Source organism: Bacillus sp. OTU2372, from assembly GCF_038440275.1.
Lineage (GTDB): Bacteria > Bacillota > Bacilli > Bacillales > Cytobacillaceae > Neobacillus > Neobacillus bataviensis_B.
In genome coordinates, this window is record NZ_JASATK010000007.1 from 214,046 (window position 1) to 237,339 (window position 23,294).

At 39.4% G+C, this 23,294-nt stretch carries 26 protein-coding genes and 1 riboswitch; of the genes, 11 read left to right on the forward strand and 15 right to left on the reverse strand.

What is annotated here, in order from left to right:
- Positions 1 to 51 precede the first annotated feature (51 nt).
- The 5 genes from AAHB15_RS14165 to AAHB15_RS14185 form a co-directional block, all read right to left on the reverse strand.
- Positions 52 to 798 (reverse strand): LytR/AlgR family response regulator transcription factor, encoded by a 747-nt coding sequence (locus AAHB15_RS14165; protein ID WP_342042637.1) that lies wholly within the window; start codon positions 796 to 798, stop codon positions 52 to 54.
- On the reverse strand, positions 773 to 2,551 hold the full coding sequence (locus AAHB15_RS14170) for a sensor histidine kinase (RefSeq protein WP_335571369.1): 1,779 nt from the start codon (positions 2,549 to 2,551) through the stop codon (positions 773 to 775). Before AAHB15_RS14170 ends, AAHB15_RS14165 begins: the two co-directional genes overlap by 26 nt.
- A gap of 146 nt (positions 2,552 to 2,697) precedes the next feature.
- Positions 2,698 to 3,882: an MDR family MFS transporter gene (locus AAHB15_RS14175; RefSeq protein WP_335571368.1), complete on the reverse strand. Its 1,185-nt coding sequence runs from the start codon at positions 3,880 to 3,882 to the stop codon at positions 2,698 to 2,700.
- A 192-nt stretch (positions 3,883 to 4,074) separates the two neighbouring features.
- Positions 4,075 to 4,254, reverse strand: coding sequence for a glycogen biosynthesis protein GlgD (locus AAHB15_RS14180; RefSeq protein WP_144564642.1), 180 nt, complete (start codon positions 4,252 to 4,254; stop codon positions 4,075 to 4,077).
- 15 nt (positions 4,255 to 4,269) lie between these two features.
- The gene (locus AAHB15_RS14185; protein WP_098531981.1) at positions 4,270 to 4,533 is read right to left on the reverse strand and encodes a YtzC family protein; all 264 of its coding nucleotides are present in this window, start codon (positions 4,531 to 4,533) and stop codon (positions 4,270 to 4,272) included.
- Positions 4,534 to 4,718: 185 nt separating this feature from the next.
- Between AAHB15_RS14185 and AAHB15_RS14190 the strand changes: the two genes are divergently transcribed.
- Together AAHB15_RS14190 and AAHB15_RS14195 are read left to right on the forward strand one after the other, a co-directional pair.
- Positions 4,719 to 5,684 (forward strand): TIGR01212 family radical SAM protein, encoded by a 966-nt coding sequence (locus tag AAHB15_RS14190; RefSeq protein WP_335571367.1) that lies wholly within the window; start codon positions 4,719 to 4,721, stop codon positions 5,682 to 5,684.
- Complete coding sequence (locus tag AAHB15_RS14195; protein WP_335571366.1) at positions 5,681 to 6,253, forward strand: tRNA (mnm(5)s(2)U34)-methyltransferase; 573 nt, start codon at positions 5,681 to 5,683, stop codon at positions 6,251 to 6,253. The genes AAHB15_RS14190 and AAHB15_RS14195 overlap by 4 nt, the downstream gene beginning before the upstream one ends.
- A gap of 21 nt (positions 6,254 to 6,274) precedes the next feature.
- Here the strand turns inward: AAHB15_RS14195 and AAHB15_RS14200 are convergent, their stop codons facing one another.
- Both AAHB15_RS14200 and AAHB15_RS14205 read right to left on the reverse strand, forming a co-directional pair.
- Entirely contained in the window at positions 6,275 to 7,357 is a 1,083-nt protein-coding gene (locus AAHB15_RS14200) for a tetraprenyl-beta-curcumene synthase family protein (RefSeq protein ID WP_342042638.1), read from the reverse strand.
- A gap of 17 nt (positions 7,358 to 7,374) precedes the next feature.
- Entirely contained in the window at positions 7,375 to 8,178 is an 804-nt protein-coding gene (locus tag AAHB15_RS14205; protein ID WP_335571364.1) for an alpha/beta hydrolase, read from the reverse strand.
- A gap of 141 nt (positions 8,179 to 8,319) precedes the next feature.
- On the opposite strand from AAHB15_RS14205, the gene AAHB15_RS14210 reads away from it, so the two are divergent.
- The gene (locus tag AAHB15_RS14210; protein ID WP_098996635.1) at positions 8,320 to 8,832 is read left to right on the forward strand and encodes a gamma carbonic anhydrase; all 513 of its coding nucleotides are present in this window, start codon (positions 8,320 to 8,322) and stop codon (positions 8,830 to 8,832) included.
- 41 nt (positions 8,833 to 8,873) lie between these two features.
- Here the strand turns inward: AAHB15_RS14210 and asnB are convergent, their stop codons facing one another.
- On the reverse strand, positions 8,874 to 10,778 hold the full coding sequence (gene asnB / locus AAHB15_RS14215; protein WP_335571363.1) for an asparagine synthase (glutamine-hydrolyzing): 1,905 nt from the start codon (positions 10,776 to 10,778) through the stop codon (positions 8,874 to 8,876).
- Between the two features lie 327 nt (positions 10,779 to 11,105).
- Positions 11,106 to 12,305, reverse strand: coding sequence for a methionine adenosyltransferase (metK, locus tag AAHB15_RS14220; protein WP_144564660.1), 1,200 nt, complete (start codon positions 12,303 to 12,305; stop codon positions 11,106 to 11,108).
- A 307-nt stretch (positions 12,306 to 12,612) separates the two neighbouring features.
- Positions 12,613 to 12,750, reverse strand: a riboswitch (SAM riboswitch).
- 263 nt (positions 12,751 to 13,013) lie between these two features.
- On the opposite strand from metK, the gene pckA reads away from it, so the two are divergent.
- Positions 13,014 to 14,600 carry a phosphoenolpyruvate carboxykinase (ATP) gene (pckA, locus tag AAHB15_RS14225; protein ID WP_335571362.1) on the forward strand — a complete coding sequence of 529 codons (1,587 nt, stop codon included), beginning with the start codon at positions 13,014 to 13,016 and terminating at the stop codon, positions 14,598 to 14,600.
- Positions 14,601 to 14,866: 266 nt separating this feature from the next.
- Here the strand turns inward: pckA and AAHB15_RS14230 are convergent, their stop codons facing one another.
- Together AAHB15_RS14230 and AAHB15_RS14235 are read right to left on the reverse strand one after the other, a co-directional pair.
- Positions 14,867 to 15,109: a DUF2584 domain-containing protein gene (locus AAHB15_RS14230; protein ID WP_098531972.1), complete on the reverse strand. Its 243-nt coding sequence runs from the start codon at positions 15,107 to 15,109 to the stop codon at positions 14,867 to 14,869.
- 37 nt (positions 15,110 to 15,146) lie between these two features.
- Positions 15,147 to 15,938, reverse strand: coding sequence for an alpha/beta hydrolase family protein (locus AAHB15_RS14235; protein ID WP_342042639.1), 792 nt, complete (start codon positions 15,936 to 15,938; stop codon positions 15,147 to 15,149).
- Positions 15,939 to 16,257: 319 nt separating this feature from the next.
- Between AAHB15_RS14235 and AAHB15_RS14240 the strand changes: the two genes are divergently transcribed.
- Genes AAHB15_RS14240 through AAHB15_RS14250 form a run of 3 tightly spaced genes read left to right on the forward strand, consistent with a single transcriptional unit; the run spans position 16,258 to position 18,860 of the window.
- Positions 16,258 to 17,274, forward strand: a complete 1,017-nt coding sequence (locus tag AAHB15_RS14240; RefSeq protein ID WP_342042640.1) for an ABC transporter substrate-binding protein — start codon at positions 16,258 to 16,260, stop codon at positions 17,272 to 17,274.
- Between the two features lie 22 nt (positions 17,275 to 17,296).
- Positions 17,297 to 18,073: an ABC transporter ATP-binding protein gene (locus AAHB15_RS14245; RefSeq protein WP_335571359.1), complete on the forward strand. Its 777-nt coding sequence runs from the start codon at positions 17,297 to 17,299 to the stop codon at positions 18,071 to 18,073.
- Entirely contained in the window at positions 18,054 to 18,860 is an 807-nt protein-coding gene (locus tag AAHB15_RS14250; RefSeq protein WP_335571358.1) for an ABC transporter permease, read from the forward strand. The genes AAHB15_RS14245 and AAHB15_RS14250 overlap by 20 nt, the downstream gene beginning before the upstream one ends.
- Positions 18,861 to 18,881: 21 nt before the next feature.
- Here the strand turns inward: AAHB15_RS14250 and ytkD are convergent, their stop codons facing one another.
- Both ytkD and AAHB15_RS14260 read right to left on the reverse strand, forming a co-directional pair.
- A complete protein-coding gene (gene ytkD, locus AAHB15_RS14255; RefSeq protein ID WP_335571357.1) occupies positions 18,882 to 19,361 on the reverse strand; it encodes an RNA deprotection pyrophosphohydrolase in 480 nt (159 codons plus the stop codon).
- An 84-nt stretch (positions 19,362 to 19,445) separates the two neighbouring features.
- Positions 19,446 to 19,769: a hydrolase gene (locus AAHB15_RS14260; RefSeq protein ID WP_144564684.1), complete on the reverse strand. Its 324-nt coding sequence runs from the start codon at positions 19,767 to 19,769 to the stop codon at positions 19,446 to 19,448.
- A 230-nt stretch (positions 19,770 to 19,999) separates the two neighbouring features.
- On the opposite strand from AAHB15_RS14260, the gene AAHB15_RS14265 reads away from it, so the two are divergent.
- Both AAHB15_RS14265 and ytzI read left to right on the forward strand, forming a co-directional pair.
- A complete protein-coding gene (locus AAHB15_RS14265; RefSeq protein WP_335571356.1) occupies positions 20,000 to 20,257 on the forward strand; it encodes a DUF6154 family protein in 258 nt (85 codons plus the stop codon).
- A gap of 109 nt (positions 20,258 to 20,366) precedes the next feature.
- Positions 20,367 to 20,537 (forward strand): YtzI protein, encoded by a 171-nt coding sequence (gene ytzI, locus AAHB15_RS14270; RefSeq protein WP_335571355.1) that lies wholly within the window; start codon positions 20,367 to 20,369, stop codon positions 20,535 to 20,537.
- Between the two features lie 41 nt (positions 20,538 to 20,578).
- Here ytzI and AAHB15_RS14275 read toward each other — a convergent pair whose 3' ends face one another.
- A complete protein-coding gene (locus AAHB15_RS14275) occupies positions 20,579 to 21,052 on the reverse strand; it encodes an S-ribosylhomocysteine lyase (protein WP_144564690.1) in 474 nt (157 codons plus the stop codon).
- A 149-nt stretch (positions 21,053 to 21,201) separates the two neighbouring features.
- Between AAHB15_RS14275 and yidD the strand changes: the two genes are divergently transcribed.
- Positions 21,202 to 21,429: a membrane protein insertion efficiency factor YidD gene (gene yidD / locus AAHB15_RS14280; RefSeq protein WP_335571354.1), complete on the forward strand. Its 228-nt coding sequence runs from the start codon at positions 21,202 to 21,204 to the stop codon at positions 21,427 to 21,429.
- 117 nt (positions 21,430 to 21,546) lie between these two features.
- Here yidD and AAHB15_RS14285 read toward each other — a convergent pair whose 3' ends face one another.
- Complete coding sequence (locus tag AAHB15_RS14285; protein WP_144564695.1) at positions 21,547 to 22,119, reverse strand: beta-class carbonic anhydrase; 573 nt, start codon at positions 22,117 to 22,119, stop codon at positions 21,547 to 21,549.
- A gap of 205 nt (positions 22,120 to 22,324) precedes the next feature.
- Between AAHB15_RS14285 and AAHB15_RS14290 the strand changes: the two genes are divergently transcribed.
- Positions 22,325 to 23,257, forward strand: a complete 933-nt coding sequence (locus tag AAHB15_RS14290; protein WP_335574496.1) for a metal ABC transporter solute-binding protein, Zn/Mn family — start codon at positions 22,325 to 22,327, stop codon at positions 23,255 to 23,257.
- Positions 23,258 to 23,294 lie beyond the last annotated feature (37 nt).

Consider the following 23,294-nt stretch of genomic DNA (forward strand, 5'->3'; position numbering starts at 1 on the left):
ATCTGGGGCTGAAAGACATAAATTCCGAATTGAAATACAAAAAAACAGCTGTCAAATTCCAAGCAGCTGTTTCAGTTCCTTTGTATAGGTTCTGCTGACGGGAACCTTATCGCCGGATTTCATAATTAAATTGTAGGTAGAATTAAACCATGGTTCAATCTCTCTAATGGCATCAATATTTACTAAAAAAGCACGATGAACGCGAATAATAGACGTATTATGTAATTTTCGTTCAAATGTTACCAATGGTTCATTAACCCACAATTTTTGCTTTTCTGTAGCAACAACGGTTTTTCCGTCCTGAGTGCCAATATAGATAATGTCATTTATATGAAATAAAACGATTTTTTCATCAATTGAAACTGCTAGTTTTTCCAATCGCTCATTTTGAAACGAATGCGGATTAGATAAAAGAGGTATATTCTGCTCACTACTGTCCGCAAGCTTATAAAGCTTATCAATCGTTTTCTGGATTCTTTTTTCATCCATTGGTTTTAATAGATAATCAACAGCATTGAGTTCAAAAGCTTTAAGCGCATATTCATCAAATGCCGTAGCAAACACGATCAAAGGCGGATAGTCTAACTGATTTAATTTACTGGCTATTTCAATACCACTTTCATCTGCAAGCTGGATATCTAAAAAGATGACATCAATATCTAAGTTTTTCAATTTCTCGAGTGCTGCTTCGACACAATCAGCTTCTCCTGCTACTTCAACCTGCTTACTGCGTTTGAGCAAATAGGAAAGCTCGTCTCTCGCAAGCGGTTCATCATCCACGATAAAGGCTTTTAACACTTTCTTCCCCCCACTTTTGCCCTGTTAATGGCAATTTAATCACAACCTTCGTTCCCTTATCTAGTATACTATCAATCTGTAACGATGCATCCGGCCCATAAAGTTCTTCAATCCTTTTCTTAATATTCCATAAGGCGGTACCTGTTCCATCGGCTGAATCGACTGTTTCATTTCCTAGTACTGCAAGTTTCTCCTCTGTAATCCCTTTTCCATCATCCTCTGTAACCAGAACCATTCTCCCCTCAGCTTGAAAAGCCCGTACTCGAACAGTTCCCGTTTTGGTTTTTGAAAAGGCATAGCGAATCGCATTTTCCACCAGCGGCTGCAAAGTAAATGGTGGTATTAAGACCTCTTCTAATGATGGATCAATCTCTACTTGCACACTATAGCGGTCAGGAAATCTTGCTTGTTCAATCGACAAATAGGCCTCGACATGCTCAAGCTCTTTTTCAAGCGGAATCAACATTTGACGTGCACCTTGGAGATTACTGCGAAAGAAAACACTTAACTGAATTAATAGCTTTCTTGCTTGGTCTGCGTCTTTTCGGACAAGGCTTGAAATGGTATTAATCGCATTAAACAAGAAATGAGGGTGCACTTGGGCTTGTAGTGCTTTTATTTCAGCATCTTTTAATAAGCGCCTCTGCCGTTCTAATTCAGCCATTTCAAGCTGGCCAGAGAATAATTTCCCTAAACCTTCTGCCAGCTCCTGTTCAACACGATCTAGCTTGCTAGAATTAGTAAAATAAAGCTTCAAGGTTCCGGCCGTTTTATCATCTACCTTAAGAGGTAACACAATGGCCGCTTCTAATGGGCAATTGGGATTAAAGCATTGAATTTCTTTGGCTGATTTTGCAATAATGATTCTGCCTTGATCCAATACCTTTTTGGTTAATTCGGTGGCCATCGTTCCGGACGGAAGATGGTGATCGGAAGCAGCTCCAACATGGGCTAATACTTGCTGTTGATTTGTAATGGCGATGGCATCTGCCCCCGTCCATTTCAAAATAATCTCCGCCGCTTTTGTACAAGAATCCTTATTCAAGCCCTGGCGAAAAAATGGCAGCGTTTGATTGGCAATATATAAAGCTTTATGTGTCTGTAATGCCCGTGTTCGTTCCTGTTCATAAAAAATATCCTGGATAATAAGTAAAAATAAAAGTGTCCCAAAACCATTAATTGCAATCATCGGAAAGGCAATTAGTTTTACAAGATTAAGGGCTTCATCAAAGGGCTTTGCTAATAAAAGAATAATTCCCATCTGGAGACATTCCATCAAAATCCCCATGATAACGGCTTTCCAGGTAGAGCCGCTTTCCTCTATTTTAAAACGCTTACTTAAAAATCCCGTGACGACTCCTGCAAAAATGGTCGAGACAGCACAGGCAACCGCGGTGAATCCTCCAAGCGATAATCGGTGCAATCCAGCAATAAAGCCTACTCCGATTCCAATCATCGGCCCGCCAAGCAAACCGCCAATCACGACACCCATGATCCTTGTGTTCGCAATAGCACCGGCAGTATCAACGTCTGTCAGCCAATCTTGTGATGTGACCATCCCATGACCTATTTCTACACCGGTATAATTGCTGATAATCCCGAAGGCACCAAATATAGCAATTATGGTTACTTTTGCTGCTATCCCCCGCTCATTATGGATTACCTGCCGAAACGATTTCATTCTTGATAATATAAAAGCAACAATAATTAAAATACCAACCCGCTCTAGCATGAGAGGAATTAAGGTAAGCATATCATCCCCCACTTTCATCCTTCTCTCCGGAACTACAATTCTATAGAATTACTATAACAAAAAATGAGACAGGAGATCATTTAAAGATACTAGAAGTTATGTTTAAAAGAAAAACCACAGTTATCTTTGACTGTGGTTTACTAAGCTTATATTGTTTTTGCGGTAATTTTCTCTTTAGGCTGCAAACCTCGGTCATAAACTAAAGTTGTGCCGAATGCGATTATAAATAACAAAATTAATACAGTAAATAAAGTGGACATATTATAGTGGTCGGCCAGTAATCCGCCAAGCACTGGACCAATCATCCTTCCACCAGTGGCAGTACTGTTCACGATTCCTTGATAATAACCTTCCCGGCCTTTTGGCGCTAACGCAAAAGCAACCGTTGGAACTGCCGGCCAAATGAACATTTCACCGATTGTTAAAATAACCATAGCTACTAAAAAGCCTGAAAAAGCACTGGCCTTCCCTGCAACGATAAACGAAATAATAAAGATTCCAATACCGATCAGAACTTGTAGTTTTAATGATGAGTTAAGTGCTTTGAGGATCCCGTTTAAAAGCGGTTGACCCAGCACGATAATCGCACCGTTAATGGTCCATAATAAACTATACTGGGTGAGTGTGATATTGATTTCCTGTGTATAAGATGCAATCGTTGTGGTCCATTGAATGTAGGAAACCCAGCAAAGCAAATAACCTAAACACAGAATCATTAATGCCTGGAGATTCATTCTGCTAACTGCCTTTACATTTACTTCCTTGTGTTCTTCATGTGCTGGTTCTACAGAAATCCCTTTATATCCAAAGACAGCAATCAATAAAAAGATGACATACATGATGGTGTTTGCTAGAAAAATGAGTTGAAAGGAATAGTCAGCGACAATTCCGCCCAGTGAAGCCCCAATTGCAACCCCCACATTTTGGGCCACATAAAGAGCATTGAAAGATTTACGGCCTCCCTCTTTCCATATGGAACCAGCCATCGCATACATTGCAGGAAAAATAATTCCTGTTCCAAAACCCACGATGGTTAAGAAAACGACGTATTGAGGCCAGTTATGCCAGATGGATAACCCTATAAGGGCTAATAAGGAGATTCCAATTCCCAGAATGATAGATTTATAGCCACCCATTTTATCAAACAAATGACCGCCATACAGGTTACCAATCACATTTGCTCCAGAATTAAGCATCAGAACAATACCGGCAACAGATAAAGACTTTCCCAAATGATCGTGAATATAGATTGTATTTAAAGGCCATAAAAAAGAAGAGCCAATTACATTCACTGCCATCCCAATAATTAATAGCCATAAGGCACGTGGCATGAAAAACGCTCCTTTACGATTAACATTTCATTTTCCAAAGATACATTGTATTCCATTAACAGGATGGGTGCAATCTTTTTCGTTTTACTCTCTTTTTTATTAAAAATTCTGTTTTTCCGAAAGATAAGAGCGGTTCATAACAGATAAACACCAAAAAGACCTCTCCACAAAGTGAGAGATCCTTTTCATATCTTATGAAGATTGTTCTGGTTCTTGATGCATTTTGGATTTAACGGGCTGTCCGCCAGTTTTCTCGTATTTCTTTTTTGCTTCTTTTATTAAGTCACGGTCCTGGCCGAGTTCAAGGTCTTGATTATTGATACCATTACGGGTTTTTTGTTCGGGATTATTCTTTTTCGAACGTTTCTTCAAGAAATTCTCCTCCTCTTAATGTACTTCAATAATCATGGAATTTTGAAGCTGCTGTATCTGAAGTCTCATTCGATGGAGTTGTTCCCGCTGCTGCGGGTTCGCACTATGGGCCAACTTACAAATATCCTGATAGGTTTGCTCAAGCTGTTGCAGCGCATTCGTATAACCATCGTCATTATACTGCTCTTGAAGGCTGCTTTGCTTATATTGCTCTTCAGCATAGCGGATTGTGTCCTCAACTTGCTGCATTAAATTATCCATTGAGTCGCGAGTAGCCATCTAAGAACCCCCCTCATGTTATGAAGCGCACGCTTCATTTCTTATTTTGTTCTCCATTTCTATTCCTATGACTCAGGAGTGGTGGATAATTATTACCAAGAATGCTTGTGACAATTGCAATTGGATAAAGGGTTACTTCATGTTAAAATTGAGGTTATGCAATCTTAAAAAAGGAGGTTTTCTAAGTGATCCAGACAAAACCTTTTCACTATGCAACAGACGATAAACGATACCACACTTGGAATTACCACCTAAGGAACCATTTTGGTCATAAGGTGTTTAAAGTAGCCTTAGACGGCGGATTTGACTGCCCGAATCGTGATGGTACGGTCGCACATGGCGGCTGTACGTTCTGCAGTGCTGCAGGTTCCGGGGATTTTGCTGGTAACAGGGTCGAAACCTTGGAAACACAATTTAATGAAATTAAGCAAAAAATGCATACTAAGTGGAAAGACGGCAAATATATGGCCTATTTTCAGGCGTTTACCAATACCCATGCACCAGTTGAGGTACTTAGGGAAAAATACGAGACTGTCCTGAAACAAGATGGTGTCGTTGGTTTATCCATCGCTACTCGTCCGGATTGTCTTCCTAATGATGTAGTCGAATATTTAGCTGAATTGAACCAACGGACGTACTTATGGGTCGAGCTTGGGCTGCAGACGGTTCATGAGCGAACGGCATTACTCATAAACCGTGCCCATGATTTTCAATGTTACATCGAGGGAGTTAACAAGTTACGAAAACATGGTATCCGGATTTGTTCTCATATTATTAATGGGCTGCCGCTGGAATCCTATGACATGATGATGGAAACAGCTCGTGAAGTGGCAAAATTAGATGTACAAGGAATTAAAATTCATTTGCTGCATTTATTAAAAGGCACTCCCATGGTAAAACAGTATGAAAAGGGAGTACTTGAGTTTCTATCCCAAAAGGATTATGTAAATTTAGTATGCGACCAGTTGGAGATTTTACCGCCGGAAATGATTGTTCATCGGATAACAGGGGACGGTCCGATTGATTTAATGGTAGGTCCTATGTGGAGTGTTAATAAATGGGAAGTACTAAATTCCATTGATGCTGAATTAAAACGAAGGAACAGTTTCCAGGGTAAGTTTTATCAAAAGAATGCGGGGAATCTATCATGAAAATGGATCGCATTCTTCCTTTTGCCAAAAATTTACTTATAAAAGCCATCAAACCGGGTGACATAGTAGTGGATGCCACCTTAGGGAATGGACATGACACCGTATTTTTAGCAGAGTTGGTTGGAGAACTTGGTAAAGTTTATGGGTTTGATGTCCAGCAAGAAGCGATTAACGCTACCAAAAAGCGCCTAACCGAACATAATCTGAGCGAGAGGGTCTCCATTTTTCATGCAGGCCACGAACAGGTTTCTGTAAAAATCCCCGTTGAAGAGCACGGAAAAATAACAGGAGCAATATTTAATCTAGGCTATTTGCCTGGCGGTGACAAGAATATTGTCACCCATTCTGAGACAACCATATCTGCGATAGAGCAGTTATTGGAGATCATGGCACCAGAAGGAATCATCGTCCTCGTGATTTATCATGGGCATGAACAAGGCACAGTTGAACGTGATGATTTATTGCGCTATTGTCAAAAGCTCGATCAAAAAAAAGCCCATGTTCTCCAGTATCAATATATTAATCAACAAAATAACCCGCCATTTATTATCGCAATCGAAAAAAGATAAACCAGGCTGTCTCGCCTGGTTTTATTTGGTAAAGGATCTTGTTATAATTGCTGGTATTGATTTTTGCAGGGAGCGATAAGCAAGTCCATTAAAATAAAAGAAATAACTAATCCACCCACCGGATTTTATAATTCCTCTTGCCAGTTTACGGACATTTTTCTGTTTACGAACCTTTGCATCTGATAAATAAATCCCTAACAAACCGCGATTAATCATTTGGTGGAACTTCTTATGGGGCAGGAATTCTGTATGGCGGTCGGCTTCATTAACGAAATGTTTTAATCGTTTAAAAAGAGTCTCTTCACTATTATAATAAGTGCAGAAATTCAAGTCACCGCCAATAATGTCTTCCTCTTGATCAATAAAATAATCCAAAAGTATATGTAACCCCTGTATATAGGGAAAGTAACCCTTGCGAATATTTCTTGCATCCTCTAATTGAAAATCTTCCCTCATCGCATACGATACTAAACAAAAGATCCCCAATGTTGAACCGGAACAAGCGGAGAATTCATACCATTCCATCTCAGGCAGCTTGTCTTGATAATAGTTAAACCAATTTTTTAAACGCGGTACCCGTTCCTCTTTTACCACATGCTTATTTACTTGTAAATCACAATAATATCGGCAAAGCTCTTGAAGATAATCCTTGATAAAATCATAGTGATCTAACTCTCTTAAGACGGAGCGGCAAGTCTCGGATAAATCATGTAAATATCCATCGTCATCCTGGTCATCCCGAAGGCGATAATAATTTTTCTCTTCTGCCTGCAGCAAAAGCGCATCAGACATAGACTCATGGAGAGCTGTAAAATCGGAAGGATCTAGTGAGGTGCTCCGATCACAAAGATTATCCAAATAATCACTGATTGTTTGATAAGCGACGATAAATTTTACAGCTTTTTGATAATCTTCTTTGGCTGTTAGAGCAAGAATTCCCCCTCCTTCACAATGGAAGGTTTTATGTTCGATACTAGCAAGCGCCTGATTTCTTAATTCTTGATTGGGAATTTTCTCAGCCCGGCTTTTCCAATAAGCCAATTCTTGATGGACTGCAGGAATGATTTTGCGATAGACCCTAGACATAAGGGTGATTGGCATCATGGAAAACATCTACCTTTCTATACAATATACCCAATTGCTTTTAATTGACTATTAACAAAATCCTTCGCGTATTCAAATACTTCTTCCCGCTCCGGTTCATTAAAAATTTCATGGTAGCACTTGGGCCACTCCTTAAACCTTTTCTCTGATAACGGAACATGATTAAACCATTCCTTTACCGTGGCTTTATTGACAATTTTATCGTCTCCGCCCTGCATGACGAGCATTGGGAGATCCTGTGTATCTTCCAGATTTTCGAATGCCTCTTTTATAGCACCTACAAGTTCACGATACCAGCGAATCGAGATCTTTGTCACGTAAAGTGTATCATTAGCATCCGCTTCGCGGACATCATCGTTTCTTGTGGCCATTTGTACCGACAAGCCAGAATTCATTCGAAGGGATGGATACACTACATTTAATAGATGTGATAAGGCGTTCAAAAACTTAGATGGAGCTTGAAGCAATCCCAGACATGGCGAAGAAAGAATTACCCCGGCAACATTCAACTGTTCTTCCTGCAATAAACGAATGGAAATCAATCCGCCCATGCTGTGGCCTAATAGAAACACGGGGAGGTTATACTGATAGGCGGCCTGCACCCAGTCCTTTACCTCCATAATGTACTCATCAAAGGAATCGATATGGCCGCGGCGGGACCTTGTCGTCATCCCTTGCCCCGGAAGGTCGCCCATGATGACATGAAAACCGGCTAAACGCCACATTTCAATCAGCCATCCGTAACGGCCATGATGTTCCATGGCACCATGCACCATTACAATTACCGCTTTTGCCTCCCCTTCAGCTTCCCATTTCCACATAATTCGTCCCCCTAGAAAAAGATATCTTTATTGTTAAATCCCAGTAAGTTTAGACTTATTGGTTATAACAGATTTATTTTTTGAAAACCACTTATACTATTCGCTAAAATATACTTATCATTTAAAAAGGAGCGATTCCAATTGATATACCCCTTTAAAGACAAATACCCGTTAATTGCCGAAACCGCATTTATTGCCGATTATGTCACAATAACTGGTGATGTGGAAATTGGCGAACAGTCCAGTGTCTGGTTTAATTCCGTCATTCGAGGCGATGTCGCCCCAACTAGAATAGGTAATAAGGTTAATATTCAAGATAATTCTATCTTACACCAAAGTCCTAATAACCCGCTAATTTTAGAAGATGAGGTTACGATTGGGCATCAAGTCATACTTCATAGCTGCATTGTAAGAAAAAGAGCCTTAGTTGGTATGGGATCGATCATTCTCGATCAAGCAGAGATTGGAGAAGGTGCCTTTATTGGAGCCGGAAGCCTTGTGCCTCAAGGAAAGAAAATCCCTCCTAATACCTTAGCATTTGGCAGACCAGCAAAAGTTATTAGGGAATTAACCCCGGAGGACAAAAAAGATATGGAACGTATCTATACAGAATATGCTGAGAAAGGCCAATATTATAAGTCTTTGCAATCTTAAAGATTAACAAAAGCACCCACATTTTTGCGGGTGCTTTACTCTTAATGCTTTACTGATTGTAATTCCTTTTGCAGGGCATAATCACGTTGAAACGTATAGACATTTTCCACATATACCTGATGCCAAACCATAAACATAAGCACTGTCCAGATCTTCCGGCTGTTATCAGCTTTGCCCTGACAGTGATCTTCGAGTAAGCCCAAGACATATGATTTATTGATCAGATGGTCTGTGTTGCTTTCACGGATAATCTTTTTCGCCCATTCATTCATTTCATTTTTTAGCCAATGACGAATTGGGACAGGGAATCCTAACTTCTTACGGTTTAGAACATGCTCAGGGACTACGCCTTCAGCTGCTTTACGTAAAATGTATTTGGTTGTACCATTAGCTGTTTTTAAGCTGGTTGGAATTTTCGAGGCCACTTCAAACACTTCTTTATCTAGAAATGGCACCCTTAGTTCTAGTGAATGAGCCATTGTCACCCTATCAGCCTTCAGTAAAATATCTCCTCGCATCCAAGTATGGATATCAATATATTGCATCCGGTCTACTGGGTCATAACCTCTTGACTCATGATAAAGCGGCTTTGTTACATCCATATAGTTTAAACCTTCACGGTAAACACTTAATAAATCTCGCTTTTCTGTTTCAGTGAACATCTTGGCATTACCGATATAACGCTCTTCCATTGGAGTTACGCCGCGCTCAATAAAGCTTTTACCCTTCATTCCTTCAGGCATCATCCCGGCAATTCCTCTTAATAAAACTTTACCAACCCTCGGTATTTTATTAAATACCTCTAATGACTGCGGCTCCCGGTAGATATTATAACCGCCGAATAATTCATCAGCCCCTTCACCTGATAGGACTACGGTAACATGTTTACGTGCTTCCCTTGCTACAAAATAAAGAGGAACACAGGCTGGGTCAGCCAAAGGATCATCCATATGCCACATGATTTTAGGAATTTCATTCATATATTCTTCAGGTGTAATGATGTAACTGATATTTTCAACACCAAGCTTTTCAGCTGTTTCCTTAGCTACATCAATTTCACTGAACCCGTTATGGTCAAAACCAACAGAGAAAGTTTTAATAGCAGGATGAAATTCTTTTGCAATCGATGCAATAATTGAAGAATCTATTCCCCCTGATAGGAATGACCCTACCGGAACATCACTGCGCATATGCTTTTCGACTGAATCAAATAATACATCACGAATTTCCTTAATAAAATCAGCTTCCGTTTTCTGAACAGGCTTAAAGTGGGCCTTCCAATACTTTTTCATTTCCATTGGAGCACCGATTTTTTTGGTAAAATAATGGCCAGGCTCTAACTTTTTGATTCCCTCTGAAAGCGTATCTGGTTCTGGAACGAACTGATAGGTCAAGTAATGCTGTAAAGCATCATAATTGAGGACATCATTTTCTAATGCCAATAAAATACTCTTTTTCTCAGATGCAAAAAAGGTTCTTTCGCCATCTTGTAAATAAAAGAACGGTTTTATTCCAAACGGATCACGTGCACCGTAAAGGGTTTGTTCCTGCTTATCCCAGATCACGAAGGCGAACATTCCGCGCAGCTTTTCAACCGCTTTTTCTTTTAAGTGGCTATAGAGTGCAATGATTACTTCTGTATCCGAACTTGTAGCGAATGACAGTCCTTCTTTTAATAACTCTTCACGAAGTTCAACATAATTGTAAATTTCTCCATTAAAAATAATCCAATAACGCTCGTTCTCATACGTTAGCGGCTGATGACCACTTTCAATATCGATAATACTCAAACGACGGAAGCCAAATTGGATATGGTCATCGTAATAAAAACCATCATCATCCGGCCCGCGATGGGTAATTAAATCGTTCATATTTTTAAATTGTTGTTTTTGTTCATCACTATAGTTTTGTGTTTTGTCGTGTACACAACCGATAAAACCACACATTATGTACCTCACCTACTCCAATTCATATTAAACGTCTTCTAAAAAACATCTCTCTAATACTACCACTATTATAAAAAAAATGGCACTGTGAACATTAGGAAAATTTTAAACACCCGCAGGACTCTTTTTTTCTCTCTCGGTCGTCAATAGCGTCCAGTGACTGCGGACAAATCCGCAATCACCAAAGTTTATCATGTTTATCCTTTATCGCCAAGATATCCTTCATTTTTCACTTCTTTGTACCTACCTAAACATAGTTACAAAATCAATTTAAATGACGATGAAACGAAAAAGGGAGTTACATTCTAGATGCAACTCCCTGCTTACTTATAGATTTGCTTGCTCTCTTAACGCATCTGCTTTGTCAGTGCGCTCCCAAGGAAGATCAATATCTGTCCGACCAAAGTGGCCGTAAGCAGCTGTTTTCTTGTAGATTGGGCGGCGAAGGTCAAGCATCTTAATGATACCAGCTGGACGAAGATCAAAGTTTTGTTCTACTAACGTAACTAATTGCTCTTCATTAACTTTGCCTGTTCCAAACGTATCAACTGAAATGGAAACAGGTCTTGCTACACCAATTGCATATGCTAGCTGAACTTCTACCTTATCTGCCAATCCTGCAGCCACAATATTTTTGGCAACATAACGAGCAGCATATGCCGCTGAACGGTCAACCTTTGTTGGATCTTTACCAGAGAATGCACCGCCGCCATGGCGAGCATAACCGCCGTAAGTATCCACAATGATTTTACGGCCTGTTAAACCTGCATCACCTTGCGGCCCGCCGATAACAAAACGGCCAGTTGGGTTAATAAAATATTTAGTGTTTTCATCAATCAGTTCTTTTGGAACAACAGGATTGATAACATATTCCTTCACGTTACGCTGAATTTGCTCCAATGAAATTTCTGGGTGGTGCTGCGTTGAAATGACAATCGTATCAATTCGAACAGGTTTATCGTTCTCATCGTATTCAACGGTTACTTGTGTTTTTCCATCCGGACGCAAATAAGGCAGTAAGTCCTCTTTCCGTACTTCCGTCAATCGGCGTGCAAGTTTATGCGCAAGTGAAATCGGAAGAGGCATAAGCTCTTTTGTTTCATTACACGCAAAACCAAACATTAAACCTTGGTCCCCTGCACCGATTGCTTCAATTTGCTCCTCTGACATTTGACCTTCACGAGCTTCAAGGGCTTGGTTAACGCCCATCGCAATATCAGGAGATTGTTCATCAATAGAAGTTAAAACCGCACAAGTTTCGGAGTCAAAACCATATTTTGCACGATTATAACCGATCCCTTTGATTGTTTCACGAACGATTTTAGGAATATCTACATAAGTGGATGTCGTGATTTCTCCTGCTACTAGAACTAATCCTGTTGTTACTGAAGTTTCAGCGGCAACTCGAGCATTAGCATCTTTAGCTAAAATTGCATCTAAAATGGAATCAGAAATTTGGTCACAAATCTTGTCAGGATGACCTTCGGTTACTGATTCAGAAGTAAACAAACGACGTTTTGTTGACATCTGAATTCCTCCTTATTATGGAATAAAGTGAGGTTAGCTGTATGGGTTTTATGTATACCTGCCTTTTAACCTCGAATTGATACGGAACTCATTCCCTTAGTAGTATGAAATAAACATGGGATTATTATTATAGAAATGTAAAAGTGCCTTGGTGCTTGAACCAGACTATTTTCTCATTTCGGATAATGCCCTGGCAGTTTATACGATGGAATAAAAAGTACATTTATGTAGCAAGCACGTAAAAACAACAAAAAACCTTTCCATCTAATGAGGAAAGGTTGATAGCAAAAGTTCTGCGTGCCTTTCACTCTTATCGTTCAAGGTCAAGCCTTGCTTCAGGTTTAGCACCTTTGCCCGAAATAGGGGATTCAACTAAAATCCGTTTTTTCGTTTGCAGGTTGCTGGGTTTCATAGGGCCTGTCCCTCCACCAGCTCGGGATAAGAGAGTATCCGTTCAAGGGTAAATCATAACCTACTATTTCAAACAATGTCAATGAATTTTTATCAAATTTTTCCTTAAAAGAGTAAACTGTTACTTTAGATCATTTTATTACTTCCTCTTATTATTAATCATTAATCCAGGACTATTTTCTTATCACAAGAATAAACTCTTAAATATTCACATAATTTTATATATTAGTATAGACTATTATAATAAATGTGTTATACTATTGAACAAATAATCAATGTAAAGGAAGGTTTCAGTCAATGAATTCTGTTCATATTCCAACCGAATTAAAGCACTTGTTACAAGAAAGTCATGTCCAGGTTCAACTATCCGTTCCCCAATTAGTCGAAAAGGTTTTAAGAAGAAATGAAGGAACTCTAACTTCCACCGGCGCTATCAGTGTTTCCACAGGTAAATATACCGGACGCTCGCCACAGGATAAATTTATTGTTATGGAAGAGTCTACTAAGTCAAAAGTTGCGTGGGGCTCAACAAACCAGCCAATCTCAGAGAAAGCTTTTACGAAACTTTATCATAAAATGCTTGATTACTTAAGACAACAAAATGAGATTTTTGTTTTCAAGGGCTTTGCCGGAGCAGATAAAAAGTCCCAACTGCCCATTCAAGTAATCAATGAACTTGCATGGCAAAATCTATTTGCACATCAGTTATTTATCCGCCCAACAGAAGAAGAATTGCTGACACATGATGCCGGGTTTACGGTCATTTCCGCACCCAATTTTAAAGCGGACCCAGTGATTGATGGAACAAATTCTGAAACCTTTATTATCATCTCTTTTGAACAAAGAACTGTATTAATTGGCGGCACAGAATACGCCGGGGAAATGAAAAAGTCCATCTTTTCTGTCATGAATTATTTGCTTCCGGAAAATAATATTTTCTCCATGCATTGTTCAGCTAACGTTGGAATTGAGGGCGATGTGGCTTTATTCTTTGGATTGTCTGGAACAGGAAAGACCACTCTTTCAGCAGATCCAAATCGCCGCTTAATTGGGGATGATGAACACGGCTGGTCATCTAATGGGGTCTTTAATATTGAAGGCGGCTGTTATGCCAAGTGCATTAATCTTTCCCATGAAAAAGAGCCGCAAATTTTTGATGCAATTCGGTTTGGTACCGTTCTAGAAAACGTAGTCCTCAATTTGGAGTCAAGGATTCCTGATTATGATGACGGCACCCTAACGGAAAATACGAGGGCTGCCTATCCGATGGAGGCCATTGATAATATTATCCAGCCAAGTATTGCTGGTCACCCTAATACGATTGTCTTTTTAACAGCAGATGCCTTCGGAGTGTTGCCTCCGATTGCTAAGTTAACAAAGGAACAGGCTATGTATCACTTTTTGAGCGGCTATACTTCTAAGCTTGCCGGAACGGAACGCGGAGTTACCTCTCCAGAAGCCACTTTCTCAACATGCTTTGGTGCACCGTTCCTTCCACTTCCAGCGACACGCTATGCGGAAATGCTTGGCGAAAAAATTCTAGAGCATAACGCGAATGTCTTTTTAGTTAATACCGGCTGGACGGGCGGAGAATATGGAATTGGAAACAGAATGAAGTTATCCTATACACGAGCAATGGTGCAAGCAGCCCTAGAGGGAGAACTCAACCATGTAGAAACGGTGAGAGATCAAATATTCGGACTAAATATACCGGTTCATGTTGCAGGAGTTCCAGATGAGGTACTTCAACCTAACAAAACATGGGCAGACCAACAGGCCTATGAGAAAAAAGCAAAGGAATTAGCGGCGAAATTCCATGAAAACTTTAAAAAGTTCGCCAATGTCCCGGCAGAAATCGAAGAACAAGGCGGACCACTTAAATAGTTCAAGGAACAAAAGCACAAGCGCCTTGAACAGCCTCGACAAGCATAAGACGCTCAGGGAAAGAAGGCGTTCTTTGCCTTCATTCCCTGAGTGGCTGTAGACCATCGAGGGGCTAGGCGCTGGAGCTGGACGTTGACAGTCCTTTTATTAGCAGTTATCCACAAGCGAAAAATTTTATAATTTCTTAAACGATAAGAAAGCCCATATCATATGCGATATGGGCTTTTTTTCCTGCACTATCTAAAAAAAGAAGTATATCTCCAAGTTTAATTTGTAGTATTTAAGGATACTAATTGATAGGTTATGGATGTGGTGTTTTTTTGCCATTCCACTTTTTTTATCAGCGCCGTTCCACTTGAATCACAATCGATAGTTTTTTTGACATCAATCGGAATTTCAATAGGGTAAAGTCTATAGCCTTCTTTAACTAACTCAAAAAGATTCTCCTCTATCCTTTGCTCCCTTCCTTTAGTCACAATCATCGTATTCATTTCAAGAGGCATACCCATACATATCCGCTCCTCCGCTTATATTACCTTTATTTTATCATCTTTTAGACTGACTTTTCATCCACTTTGATAAATCATGTACGACTTTTCTGTTTACGGCAGGAGGAAAATAGTGGGTAAACTCTTCAAAGTACCAGCATTCTACTGATTTATCTAGTGATCTCAGCCTTTTCTCCAGCCGATGAGCGTGCTCCACTGACACATTTTGATCCTCTACTCCATGAATAATGAGTGTAGAGGCTTCCATTTTATCAAGCTCATAAAGGGCGGTTCTTTCTTTATAACGTTCCGGATACTTATCAGGTGTCCCTCCGATCACCCTTTTCATCATTCTCCTTAAATCTTTTCGTTCCTTATAGGTAAGGGTCATATCACTCACACCCCCCCAGGTAACGATAGAGGCGGCTTCCGGAAATTGGATTCCCGTCCATAATGCCATAACACCCCCGCGTGAAAAGCCAAAGATATGAATATCCCGTACCCTTTGAAGTGATTTCAAAAGTTGATAGGCGGCGTATGCATCTTCTTTGTCTGCCCCAGCAAAATCTTCATTCCCTTCTCCCCCTTGGTTTCCCCGATAATAAGGAGCAAAAACAATAAAACCTTCTGAGGCAAACTGGGCAATTCTTGCCGGCCTTACTTTCCCGACGTTCTTAATTCCGCCTCTCAAATAAAGGAACCCGTCCAGATTGCCTTCATGAATGGGTTCTGCAAGCATCCCCTTTACTTTTAGCCCGTTTGAGAGATAGGTAATGACTTTTAATTCCACATTCGGATTGGGAGACGGAAATCGATTAATTTCAAGGATTTTGCCATTATTTATGTCCATCTGTCATCCATCCTTTATAGCATTTTTAAAAGTTGAATGTGTTAAACTTGGATGTTGATTTCCGCTTCAGGTGCTCGCTTTCCGCGGGCGGTCCGGGGAGCTTCCTCGGCGCTTTAGCGCCTGCGGGGTCTCCCCTGCTCCGTACTCCCGCAGGAGTCTCGCACCTTTCGCTCCAATCAACATCGTTACAAATTCAACAATGATCCTTAACACCTAAAAATTAAATGTAACTGGGCATTCACACATCTTTCTTCCCTACATACGATATCTTAGGCAATTAGCCCAGATTTATTAACGTGTATTAAAGGGGGTAACTTTTATGAAACAGTGGGTAAAAATGAGTTTCTCTTTACTTCTCATAAGTGTTCTTATGATTTCATTGGCTGCTTGTAATAGCGATTCGCAAACAAAAACAAAAAAATTAGAAAAGGTACGAATTGCGGAAGTGACTCGGTCGATATTCTATGCCCCGCAATATGTAGCCCTTGCAAAAGGATTTTTCAAGGATGAGGGGTTAGACGTTACCTTAACCACCACTCCCGGCGGCGATAAGACGATGACAACCCTAATTTCAGGCGGAGCAGATATCGCACTTGTTGGTTCAGAAACATCGATTTATGTTTACGCACAAGGGTCCAATGATCCGGTCATTAATTTTGCGCAGCTCACCCAGACCGATGGAACGTTCCTCGTGGCCAGAAATAAAATTAATAATTTTTCATGGGATTTATTAAAAGGGAAAACATTCCTTGGCCAGCGCAAGGGCGGCATGCCGCAAATGGTTGGTGAATTTGTGTTAAAAAAACATGGAATTGACCCGCATAAGGACCTCACTTTAATTCAGAATGTTGATTATGCAAATATAGCCAACGCCTTTGCATCCGGTACAGGCGAATTTGTACAGCTGTTTGAGCCAACGGCCAGCATTTTTGAAAAACAAGGGAAAGGCTACATTGTTGCATCCTTTGGTAAGGAATCCGGTCATGTACCTTATACCACTTTTATGGCGAAACAAAGCTATATAAAAGAAAATAGTGATACTGTTGAAAAATTCACTAGAGCGATCTATAAAGCTCAGCAATGGGTGCAAACGCACAGTTCTGAAGAAGTGGCCAAAGCTGTTATGACCTATTTCCCAGATACCGATATAGATATTATGACAACAGTTGTAGATCGTTATAAAAGCCAAGGCTCCTTTGCAACAGACCCTATATTGGACGAAGAAGAATGGAACAATCTCCAAAACATCATGAAAGAAGCCGGTGAGCTTCCGAAAGAAGTAGACTATAAGACGCTTGTTAATACAAAAATGGCTCAGGATGTTATGAAAAAATAATTTGGAAAGGGAGGCCGGTATCATGAGCTTCTTGCAGGTTCAAGATATTCATCACACTTATTTCACTAAAGCCTCTGTCACCACGGCCCTCTCCGATATTTCACTAACTGTTGAGGAGGGAGAGTTTGTCTCCTTCCTCGGCCCAAGTGGCTGTGGAAAGACCACTCTACTCTCGATCATATCGAGCTTACTTAAACCAACCCAAGGGACTGTCCTGTTAGAAAACAAGCCCGTTTCAACCTCAAAAAATGAAATCGGCTATATGCTGCAGCAGGATTATTTGTTTCCTTGGAAAACGATTGAAGAAAATATATTATTAGGCCTTAAGTTATCGAAACGGCTAAATGAAAAAACAAAGTTCGCAGCACTAAACTTATTAAGCCAGATTGGCTTAAAGGGTGTAGAAAAACAACTGCCTAAGCAATTATCAGGCGGAATGAGACAGAGGGCCGCCCTCGTTCGAACACTGGCAACAGAACCAAAGCTTCTAATGCTTGACGAGCCATTTTCTGCTCTCGATTATCAAACCAAGCTAAAGCTTGAGGATTTAGTTTCACGGACATTGGATGAGTTTGGAAAGACAGCTATCCTTGTTACCCATGATATTGGCGAAGCCATTGCTATGAGCGATCGCATCTTTTTATTTTCATCAAAGCCTGGAAAAATCCACAAAATTTTTGAAATACCGGAAGAGCTTAAGAGGCTTTCTCCTTTTGAAGCGAGAAACCATGAAGCATTCCAAGGTATTTTTCAAGCGATATGGAAGGAGTTGGAGTCCCTTGAGCCAAGAAAAGACTAGTGTTGAACTCCTCCATAAAAAATATTTGAGATCTTTAAAAATCGAAAAAAGATGGGTGCGCCTTTATCAACTGATTATTTTCCTGTTCTTATTTTTGAGTTGGGAATTTTTAAGCAGGATGCAGTGGATTGACCCGCTCCTATTTAGTTCCCCTTCAAAAATTTGGGCCTTGTTTATTGAGAAAATGCAAGACGGCTCATTACTAACAAATTTAGGGGCTACTTTAATAGAAACGATCATTGGCTTTATTGTGAGCACCATCCTCGGTGTCATCATCGCCGCCGTTCTCTGGTGGTCTCCGATGATTTCTAAAATACTTGACCCTTATCTAGTCATTTTTAATGCAATGCCCAAAGTTGCTTTAGGACCAGTAATCATTGTCGCCCTTAGTCCAGGATATACCTCAATTATCGCTAATGGCGTGATAATATCAGTTATTATAACGGCGCTTGTCGTGTATACATCCTTCAAAGAAGTGGACTCCAACTATCTAAAGGTCCTTCAAACCTTCGGAGCAACACGCGTACAATGCTTTAAGGAAGCCATCATGCCGGCCAGCTTCCCTGCGATTATTTCCACATTGAAGGTGAATGTTGGGCTATCATGGGTAGGGGTGATTGTTGGCGAATTCCTTGTATCCACTAAAGGACTTGGATACTTGATTATCTACGGATTCCAAGTATTTAATTTTACGCTTGTTTTCTTATCGCTCTTGGTGATCGCCGTATTTGCCACGTTTATGTATCAGCTCGTAGATGTATTAGAAAAGAAATTAATTAAAGAATAGCAGGGGCTAAAAAACCTTCTGCTATTTCCTTTCATTTTGCAGCTGATTAATAAATTTTAGACATTCCTCAATGACTTGGTCTTTCATGATAAAACTGTATTCTTCAGCAAAGCGGAGCTGCAAAATGTCACCCTCGATAGCAACCGGCCCATTTGTTTCAAAATAAGTTTTGGTAGGCACCACTCGATCCACTTCCCCCCAAAAAACAGCTTTAACAAAAGCCCCGTTGGTGTCATTCACTTTGTATTCAGCAATGTATTGTAGGTCACCAAGGATGCCCCCTGTCTCCTCAAAGGTTTCTCTTCTCGCTGATTCCTCGAGGGTTTCACCCTCTTCTACTTTCCCACCTGGAAATTCTAAACCTCGAAGTTTATGATTGGTTAAAAACCAGCGATTTTCAAATTGACAAATAACTAAAACATGTTTAGCCTTCATAGTAAAGGCATGATGACCAAAGGCAAGTTCAATCGTATTTCCGTTGCAGTCGAGAAACTCTTTCATGTTTATCCGCCCCAAATTTTCTTTAATGGTATAATTATATATAAAAAAGGAGAATCCTTAAACCTTTGGATTCTCCTCACAGTATTACTGATTTTCCGGTAAAATGTTCATGCTTTCAATATGTTTTTTTGCCTCTTGGTCCCCTAATTTGTACAGCATACCGTAAACCTGTTGAATGGTACTATCGTAGCTGTCATTTTCCCTGTCATAATGATATTGAACAAAAGGGACATGGGCTCTAAAAAAGTTCTTCCACTCTGTGGAATAGTTTTGATTAAATAGCTCTCTTAACTGGGTTATTTCATCATCTGTTGCATCAATTTTATAGCTCCACGTAGAACTTGAAGCATTACTGAGTATTTGACCGGTTCCTACATCAATATAGTAGGTTTTCTTCTGTTCGTCCATTACTTCAACCCCTTTTACTGTTTAGTAATGTGCCAATAGAGAATTTTTTATTCTTTTTCACATTTCGACTCATTTTTTAGCGGATGATACTATATAATAAACGTACAACCAAGAAAACAGATTTTTCAGTCAATTTGTTAATTCAAAGGGAGGGATGATATTATTTGTTTATGGGTATTCAATAAGTATAGAGAATTTCAAATCAAAAAATCTTAACAGGAGGTGGAAAAATGAAATTAGTCGATGAATTATATGCAATGTATCGAAACAAGTTAACGGGTGATGAAGAGGACATTGATATGCTGACATTTGCCTTTTTAGAAGAGATGTCACATGAAGATTTGCTGGCTTTAATTCAAGAAATGGATAAACAAGAATTATATGATTTAATGGGACTCTATTTGATTGAAAGCTTAAAAGGAAAGTTTGCTCAAGAAGAGTACGGGCAACATCGTTCACATACTTATTATCCTAGGAATATACATTGATTTTACATAACACCTGACACACGGAAGCGGAAGCGCTTCCCTTTTTATTGTATTTTTTCAAAATTGCCCTTTTTTTCATGGTACAATATTAAGGAAAGGAGGATGAAATATGTTTACGGTCATGGTGGTTGGCATTATTATTGTCATTGTCGTTTTGGTTCTAGCAGTTACAACTACTTCTAAAGCATATACTTATAAACATACTGTTGATTCATTGGAAAACAATCCTTATGTTGATCAGGAAGAAAGCAAGAAACTAGAAGATGAGCATAAAGCATAAAAAAATTCCTATTCTTCAGTTGAATAGGAATTTTTAAAGCTTTAAGCAAATACTTGTTTTAAATCTTCTTTACTATGCTCAAGCCAAAAGCGCATTAACCGTTTAGCACCATCTAAATCATGTAGTTTAGCTTGGCCGCATTGTCTTTCATTTGCAGCAGGAACCTCAATGATTTCAACCGCATCTTTCATTGTATCTTCTAAAAGATCAATGATTTCCTCAACGGTTGGTTCCCCGCTCACAACCAAGTAATAGCCAGTTTGGCAACCCATAGGCGAAATATCAATGATATCAAAATGGTCATACTTTTCGGAATGCTTGCGGATATTAAAGGCCAGTAAATGCTCTAATGTATGAATGGCATCTGGTTTCATTGCCTGTTTATTCGGCTGACAAAAACGGATATCATATTTATTAACAATACCGTCACTGCCCACTTTATGAACACCACAATGTCTAACATATGGGGCTTTAACAGCATTATGATCTAGATCAAAACTTTCAACTGAAGGCACGTTATTCACTCCTTTTTTATAATCTCTCTTTATAATACAATAAAATCCGACTTATTACATCTCCTTAGTTACAATTAGCAATTTAGACGCTTATTACTATTTATGGTATGTTGTAAGTATGAATCCTGTATTCAAAAGGAGTAAATAGTATGCTAAAAAAAATCTTTATTTTGCTTATTCGCTTTTATCAAACAGTCATTTCACCCATCAAACCGCCTACATGCAGATTCTATCCTACATGTTCCCAATATGGACTAGAGGCGGTTCAACGTTTTGGTGCCATAAAAGGCGGCTGGCTGACTATTAAGCGAATATCAAAATGCCATCCCTTCCATCCAGGGGGAGTTGACCCTGTTCCGGAAAAGAAAGAGAACTAATTTAGAAAAGCGGAGGCGACTGTTCAACTTCGACAGACGTTGGAGAGCCGGCACTGCAAATCCTGATTTTGGATTTGTAGGGACGGATCGAAACAGCCGAGAAGTTAGGAGCCGCAGCTAGCCAATCTTATAACCGTCTACAATTAAATCAAGCTTGCCTGTCTTAGGATCAATAACTAAACCGTGAACCGGGATATCCTTTGGCATTAATGGATGATTTTTAATCATATCCACACTGTGCTCGACGCTCTCAGTCACATTTTCAAATCCACGCAGCCACTGTTCGATATCGATTCCGGAATATGTAAGAGTTTTTAGCGTTTCTTCAGAGATCCCTCTTTCTTTCATATTCTCAATCACCGGTTCTGCCTTCATCCCGCTCATTCCACAATCGTAATGGGCAATAACCAAAACTTCTTGCGCTTTTAATTGATATAACGCGACTAAAATACTGCGCATGACACTGCCAAACGGATGTGTTACCAGTGCTCCTGCATCTTTAATAATCTTGGCATCGCCATTCCCCAAATTTAAAGCTTTAGGCAAAAGCTCTAATAGCCGAGTATCCATACAAGTAAGGATGACCATCTTTTTGTTAGGGAATTTGGTTGTTTCATACTTCTCGTATTCATGGTCCTCTACAAATTTTTGATTGTAATCTAAAATGTCGTTTAAGATTGTACTGCTCATATAAATCCCACCTTTCCTATTAAGCATACATAATATGCCTTGTATGTAACAAATATTATACTTGCAATTAGGCGATTTTTTTTATAAGATACTAAAAAATCGTAATGGTTACGTATTATGCACTGTTTATTTTTAAGAATTCAAAAAAATTTTTTATTAGCAAATCGTAATAAATCCTATTTAGTATATTTTTGAAGGAGTATATATGAAAAAAATCATCCTGATTCTCACTTTCTTTCTGCCATTAAGCCTCATTCTGTCTGGCTGTGCAAATGAAAAGAATCAATCTAAAGAAAGGAAAGATCAATTAACCATTTATACAACGGTCTTCCCCTTGCAATATTTTGCAGAACAGATTGGTGGAAAATATGTTAACGTAAAAACCATCTATCCGCCAGGGGCTGATGAGCATACCTTTGAACCATCTCAAAAAGATATGATGAATTTAGCAGATTCAGACTTATTTTTCTATATTGGTCTTGGCTTGGAAGGTTTTGTGGAAAAGGCAAAAGACACTCTTAAAAATGAAAATGTTGAGCTTGTTCCAACAGCAGCTCACCTTAAGCTGCCAAAAGACCCTCACTCAGGAGAAGGAAAAGAGCTCGGTAGAAATAATGTAAACCCCCATGTTTGGCTCGATCCAGTTTACTGTAAAGAAATGGCCGAAGTCATTCGTGATGGCTTGGTAAGCAAAATGCCGCAAAACAAAAAACTTTTTAATCAAAATTATGATAAACTTGCTGCTGAATTAGATGATTTAAATAATCGATATAAACAGACCATTTCAAAAGCGAGTCACAAAAAAATTATGGTTACTCATGCTGCCTTTGGTTATTGGGAAAATCGTTACGGACTTGAGCAAATTAGTATTTCAGGTCTATCCACAACCAATGAGCCTACGCAAAAAGAACTTGAAAAGATCATTTCTATCGCGGAGCATGAGGGCATCCACTATATTCTTTTTGAACAAAATGTTCAATCAAAACTAGGCAAGGTTGTCCAAAAAGAAATGGGTGCCAAAGCCCTTCATATTCATAATTTAGCCGTACTTTCCAAAGATAATCTAAAAAATAAAGAAACCTACTTTACTTTAATGGACGCTAACCTTAAAACAATAGAAATAGCTTTAAATCAGTAATTAAGAACCTCTCGGGCATTCGGGAGGTTTTTTCGCA